Below are 5,539 nucleotides of genomic sequence, written 5' to 3' on the forward strand. Positions count from 1 at the left end.
GCTCTTCCCGGTTGGGTTTCAAACGGGTGACGCTGTAACGGAAAAGCCGCCGCTTGTCCGCGTTCATCGGTGTTTATCTGTGTTCATCTGTGTCAAAAATCCCCGTCTTCCCCGCCCTTCCGCCGCAAGCGTCCATGCCCCCTCTGATCCGCTCCCCCCTCGCGCCCCGCATCGCTCTGGTCGTTCTGTTGATCGCCGCGTTGGCCCTGCCCAGCGTCGCAGCTTGGGCGGGGGAGCCGTTTTATGTGCGGTTGGGGGCGCGGATTCTCGTGTTCGCGCTGGCGGCGGTCAGTCTGGATCTGATCCTTGGCTTTGGCGGGATGGTCAGTTTCGGGCACGCCGCTTTTGTCGGGATCGGCGGTTATGTGGTGGGCATCCTGTTCGCCCATCAGGCCGACGGATCGACGTTGTTCGGGTGGCCGGGGACGACGAACGGCTATGTCGTCTGGCCGCTCGCCATGCTGGCCGGGGGGCTGGCGGCGTTGCCCATTGGGGCGATCTCGCTGCGCACCAGCGGCGTGCCCTTCATCATGATAACGCTCGCCTTCGCGCAGATGCTCTTTTACCTGATGACCGGGTTGAAGGCCTATGGCGGCGACGACGGAATCGCGCTGTGGAGCCGTACGAGCTTTCCCGGCGGCCCCAACATCGCCGACCACGCCACCTTTTATTACGTCACGCTCGGCCTGCTGGTCACGGCGCTGCTGGTCTGTTGGCGGCTGGTCAACTCACGCTTTGGCCGGGTCATCCGGGGGGCCAAGGACAATGAGCGGCGGATGCGGGCGTTGGGCTACCCCGTCGCCCGTTACAAGCTGACGGCCTTCGTCATCGCCGGGGCGCTGGCCGGGCTGGCCGGGGCGCTGCTGGCCAACGCCACCCTGTTCGTCGGCCCGCAATATCTCCATTGGAGCCGCTCGGGCGATTTGATCGTCATGGTGGTTCTGGGCGGCATCGGCACCTTGATCGGCCCGGTTCTGGGGGCCGCCGCCCTGCTGCTGCTGGAGGAGTTCGTGCCGGAGGCGATGAATCTGGTTCACGCCGGGTTGGGCGAGCATTGGAAAATCGTGCTGGGGCCGATCCTGCTGGGGTTGGTGCTGTTCGCCCGCAAGGGGCTGTGGGGTCTCGTCACCAGGGGGAACGCCACCGGGGGGAACCGACCATGACGCCGATGCTGGAAACCCACGCCCTGGTCAAACGCTTTGGCGGGCTGGCGGCGACGGATCATTTGTCGCTCAGCGTCGCGGCGGGGGAGTTGCACGCGCTGATCGGCCCGAACGGGGCCGGGAAAACCACGCTGATCGGCCAATTGTCCGGCGAGGTGACGCCCGATTCGGGCCGCATCCTGTTCGACGGGCGCGACGTCACCGCGTTGCCGGTGGACCAGCGGTCACGGCGCGGGCTGGCGCGCAGCTTTCAGATCACCTCGGTCTTTCCCAGCTTTTCCGCGCTGGACAATGTGGCGTTGGCGGTGCAGGCGCACGCCGGGCACAGCTTCCGTTTTTGGCGCGACGCGGCGCGCGACCGGCGTTTGAGCGACCCGGCCCGCGCGGTGCTGGAACGGGTGGGGCTGGGCGCGCGCGCCGACGTTCCGGCCTCGGCCCTGGCCCATGGCGAAAAGCGCCAGTTGGAATTGGCGATGGCGCTGGCGACCGGGCCGAAGCTGCTGCTGCTGGACGAGCCGATGGCGGGGATGGGGCCGGAGGACTCCGCCCGCATGGTCGAACTGCTCGCCGATCTCAAGGGCGGCGTCGCCATCCTGCTGGTGGAGCATGACATGGACGCGGTGTTCGCGCTGGCCGACCGCATCACCGTTCTGGTGCGCGGGACGGCGCTGGCCAGCGGCAGCCCCGCCGCCATCCGCGCCGACGCCGCCGTGCGCGAGGCTTATTTGGGCGAAGAGGGGGAGGCGGTCTGATGGAACCCCTGCTGCGCGTCGAGGGCCTGACCGCCGCCTATGGTCAGAGCCAGGTTCTGTTCGGCCTGTCCCTGACGGTCGGCGCCGGGGAGGTCGTCACCCTGATGGGCCGCAACGGCATGGGCAAGACGACGACCATCCGCGCCATTCTGGGGCTGACGCCGCCGACCGGCGGCAGCCTGCGTTTCCAGGGGCGGGAGCTGTCGGGCCAGCCGCCGCACCGCATCGCGCGGGCGGGCGTCGCCCTGGTCCCGGAGGGGCGGCAGGTCTTCCCGACGCTGACCGTGCGGGAGAACCTGATCGCCACCGCCGCCAACCGCCACAAGCGCGCCAACCCCTGGACCATCGAGCGGGTGCACGCCCTGTTCCCGCGTCTGGCCGAACGCGCCGGGAATCTGGCCCGCAACCTGTCGGGCGGCGAACAGCAGATGCTGGCCATCGGTCGGGCGCTGATGACCAACCCGACCCTGCTGATTCTGGACGAGGCGACGGAGGGGCTGGCCCCGCTGGTCCGCGCCGAGATCTGGGCCTGCCTTGCCCAACTGAAGGCGGAGGGCCAAGCGATTTTGGTGGTGGACAAGACCGTCGCCGCGCTGGCCCGGCTGGCTGACCGCCACCATGTCATCGAAAAGGGCCGTCTGGCCTGGAGCGGCGATTCCGCCGCGCTGCTCGCCGATCCCAGCCTGAAGGAGCGTTATCTTGGCGTCTGACGCGCACACCTATCGCGGCATGGACGCCGCCGAGATCGAACGCCAGTACAATTTCCGCGCCATGGTGCCCGAGCATGTCGGCGTCATCGAACGCTGGCAGGCGGACAGCGCGCGGATCCGGCAACGTCCGGGCACGCTGTTGGACATTCCCACCGGCCCGCACCCGCGCCAGCGGATCGACCTGTTCCCGACGGAGCGCGGCGCGGCGGACGGCAAAGCGCCGCTGCTGGTCTTCATCCATGGCGGCTATTGGCGCGGCCTGTCGAAAGAGGCGTTCTCCTTTCTGGCGGACCCCTTCACCGCCCGTGGCGCGTCGGTCGCGCTGGTCGGCTATGGCCTCTGCCCCGAGGTGAGTTTCGAGACGCTGATCGACCATGTCCGGGGCGGCGTCGCGTGGTTGGTCGCCAACGGCGCGGCGCATGGGGTGGACGCGAGCCGGATTGTCCTGTCCGGCCATTCGGCGGGCGGCCATCTGACGGCGCTGTTGGCGTCTGAACCGGGCCATGGTCTGGCGGGCGGCCTGTGCCTCAGCGGGATTTACGATCTGGAAGCGATGCTGCCCTTCAGCGTCAACGAGGCGCTGAAGCTGGACCGCGATCAGGCGCGGCGGCTCAGCCCGCTCAATCGCGTTCCCGACGGCGCGGCCCCGCCGCTGACGCTGGCGCCCTTGACCCTCGCGCTGGGCGGGGACGAAAGCCCCGACATGCACCGGCAGCAAGCCGACTACGCGGCGGCCTGGGCCGGGCGCGGCCACGCCGTTCGCACGCTGGCCGAGGCGGGAGCCAACCATTTCACCGTGGTGGACCGCTTGGCCGATCCGTCCAGCGCCCTGTTCGCCGAGGCGCTGGCGCTGTTGGGGCTGGCCCCTCACAACAGCGACAACTGATCCCCCGGCGCGGGCGGCGGTTTGAACTGCCCGCAGTCCAGGCGGAAATGGCGGGCTTCCAGCCCCAGCTTTTTCCGCGCCAGCAGGAAGCGGTTGCGCAGCAAGTCGGCGTAGACGCCGGTTCCCTTCATCCGCGTGGCGAAATCGGATTGGTAGAGCGCGCCGTCGCGGGTGTCGCGGACCAGCGCCATCACCCGGTCGGCCCGGTTGGGGACATGGGCGCGCAGCCACTCCTCGAACAGATCTTTGATCTCCAGCGGCAGCCGCAACAGGATGTAGTTGGCGGCGCTCGCCCCGGCGTCTTTGGCGGCGGCCATGATCGCTTCCAGCTCATGGTCGTTCAGCGTTGGAATCATCGGGCTGGCCAGCACGGCGACCGGCACCCCGGCCTCGCTCAGGGCGCGAATCGCGGCGATGCGGCGCGGCGGCGTGCTGGCGCGCGGCTCCATGCTGCGGGCGAGGTCGCGGTCAAGCGTCGTCACCGAAATTCCGACCGAGGCCAAGCCGTCCTCCGCCATCGGGGCCAGAATGTCGAGATCGCGGACCACCAGCGCCGATTTGGTGATGATGCTGACCGGCTGGCGGAAGGCGCGGCAGATCTCCAGGATGCGGCGGGTGATCCGTTCCGTCCGCTCGATCGGCTGGTAAGGATCGGTGTTGGCCCCCAGCGCCAGCGGCTTGCAGACATAGGATTTGGCGCGGAGTTCCTTGACCAGCAGTTCCGCCGCGTTGCGCTTGGCGAACAGCCGCGTTTCAAAATCCAGCCCCGGCGACAGGCCGAGATAGGCGTGGGTCGGGCGGGCGAAGCAATAGATGCAGGCGTGCTCGCAGCCCTGATAGGGGTTGATCGACTGGTCGAACGGCACGTCGGGCGACTGGTTCCGGCTGATGATCGTCCGGGCCGACGCCGGGGCGACGTGGGTGCGCGGCGTCTCGGTCAGCGCCTCATTCTCGCCCCAGCCGTCATCGGCCAGCACGCGGGTTTCGCGTTCATAGCGGGCGGTGACGTTGCTGATCGCCCCGCGCCCCTTCACCTTCTGCCGCTGAAGCTCGTCCATGGCGGCCAGGATAGACCGGGAGAATAAGAACGTAAAGTGAACATTTGTGCGGGCGCAGGGGTATCGCATTTGGCGATCAGCGCCCTCTCCCGTTTCGGGAGAGGGAGGGGACCCACGAAGTGGGGAGGGTGAGGGGTTGTCCAAGAGACCAAAACTGTATGGTTCCTTGGATCACCCCTCACCCTTCCCACCGCTTCGCGGCAGGCCCCTTCCCTCTCCCGAAACGGGAGAGGGAGATTCGACGCCAAATACGATAACCCTTGCGCGGGCGACCAACTTTGCGGGAGGTCCAAACGACAAGGAGCGGCGGGCTTGCGCCACGCCGCTCCCGATCGTCACCGATCAAGGCGATGCTTTGTCAGGGCGACGTCTTCGCCGGAGCGTCCGGCGCGGGCGTCGTCGCCGGGGCGGGTGCGACAGCCGGTGCTTCGGGAGCGGGCGTCGGCGCAGGAGCCGGAGTCACCGGAGCGGGGGCGGCAGCCGGAGCTTCGGGAGCGGTCGTCGGCGCGGGTGCCGGAGCCGCCGGAGCGGGAGCGGCAGCCGGGGCTTCGGGAGCAGCCGTCGTCACAGGCGCGGGATCCGCCGGAGCGGGGACGGCAGCCGGAGCTTCAGGGGCGGGCGTCGCCACAGGGGCCGGAACCGCCGGAGCGGGAGCGGCAGCCGGAGCTTCTGGAGCGGTCGTCGGCGCGGGGGCCGGAGCCGCCGGAGCGGGAGCGGCAGCCGGAGCTTCTGGAGCGGTCGTCGGCGCGGGGGCCGGAGCCGCCGGAGCGGGAGCGGCAGCCGGAGCTTCAGGGGCGGGCGTCGGCGCAGGGGCCGGAGCCGCCGGAGCGGGAGCGGCAGCCGGAGCTTCGGGAACGGGCGTCGGCGCAGGGGCCGGAGCCGCCGGAGCGGGGGCGGCAGCCGGAGCTTCGGGGGCGGGCGTCGGCGCAGGGGCCGGAGCCGCCGGAGCGGGGGCGGCAGCCGGAGCTTC

The 5,539-nt window shown here is 69.6% G+C and carries 5 protein-coding genes and 1 pseudogene; 5 read left to right on the forward strand and 1 reads right to left on the reverse strand.

Going from position 1 to position 5,539, the window contains the following annotated elements:
• The first annotated feature begins 134 nt into the window (after window positions 1-134).
• The 4 genes from ACODS4_RS27945 to ACODS4_RS27960 are packed head-to-tail and all read left to right on the forward strand — an operon-like array spanning window position 135 to window position 3,511.
• Window positions 135-1,163 (forward strand): branched-chain amino acid ABC transporter permease, encoded by a 1,029-nt coding sequence (locus ACODS4_RS27945; protein WP_488869123.1) that lies wholly within the window; start codon window positions 135-137, stop codon window positions 1,161-1,163.
• Window positions 1,160-1,915 (forward strand): ABC transporter ATP-binding protein, encoded by a 756-nt coding sequence (locus ACODS4_RS27950; RefSeq protein ID WP_488869125.1) that lies wholly within the window; start codon window positions 1,160-1,162, stop codon window positions 1,913-1,915. Before ACODS4_RS27945 ends, ACODS4_RS27950 begins: the two co-directional genes overlap by 4 nt.
• An 8-nt stretch (window positions 1,916-1,923) precedes the next feature.
• The gene (locus ACODS4_RS27955; RefSeq protein ID WP_488869131.1) at window positions 1,924-2,625 is read left to right on the forward strand and encodes an ABC transporter ATP-binding protein; all 702 of its coding nucleotides are present in this window, start codon (window positions 1,924-1,926) and stop codon (window positions 2,623-2,625) included.
• Window positions 2,615-3,511, forward strand: coding sequence for an alpha/beta hydrolase (locus tag ACODS4_RS27960; RefSeq protein ID WP_488869127.1), 897 nt, complete (start codon window positions 2,615-2,617; stop codon window positions 3,509-3,511). The genes ACODS4_RS27955 and ACODS4_RS27960 overlap by 11 nt, the downstream gene beginning before the upstream one ends.
• On the opposite strand, the gene ACODS4_RS27965 is transcribed toward ACODS4_RS27960, so the two are convergent.
• On the reverse strand, window positions 3,493-4,569 hold the full coding sequence (locus ACODS4_RS27965; protein WP_488869129.1) for a PA0069 family radical SAM protein: 1,077 nt from the start codon (window positions 4,567-4,569) through the stop codon (window positions 3,493-3,495). The two genes, ACODS4_RS27960 and ACODS4_RS27965, sit on opposite strands and share 19 nt — an antisense overlap.
• Before the next feature lie 423 nt (window positions 4,570-4,992).
• Between ACODS4_RS27965 and ACODS4_RS27970 the strand changes: the two are divergent.
• Window positions 4,993-5,539, forward strand: a pseudogene (locus ACODS4_RS27970) (hypothetical protein); the annotation flags it as partial.

This window comes from Azospirillum sp. FG154, from assembly GCF_057809575.1.

Excerpts from the sequence above, each read along its gene's own strand:
- ACODS4_RS27965 (WP_488869129.1), bottom strand. The coding sequence starts at position 4,569 with ATGGACGAGCTTCAGCGGCAGAAGGTGAAGGGGCGCGGGGCGATCAGC.
- ACODS4_RS27950 (WP_488869125.1), top strand. The coding sequence starts at position 1,160 with ATGACGCCGATGCTGGAAACCCACGCCCTGGTCAAACGCTTTGGCGGG.
- ACODS4_RS27945 (WP_488869123.1), top strand. The coding sequence starts at position 135 with ATGCCCCCTCTGATCCGCTCCCCCCTCGCGCCCCGCATCGCTCTGGTC.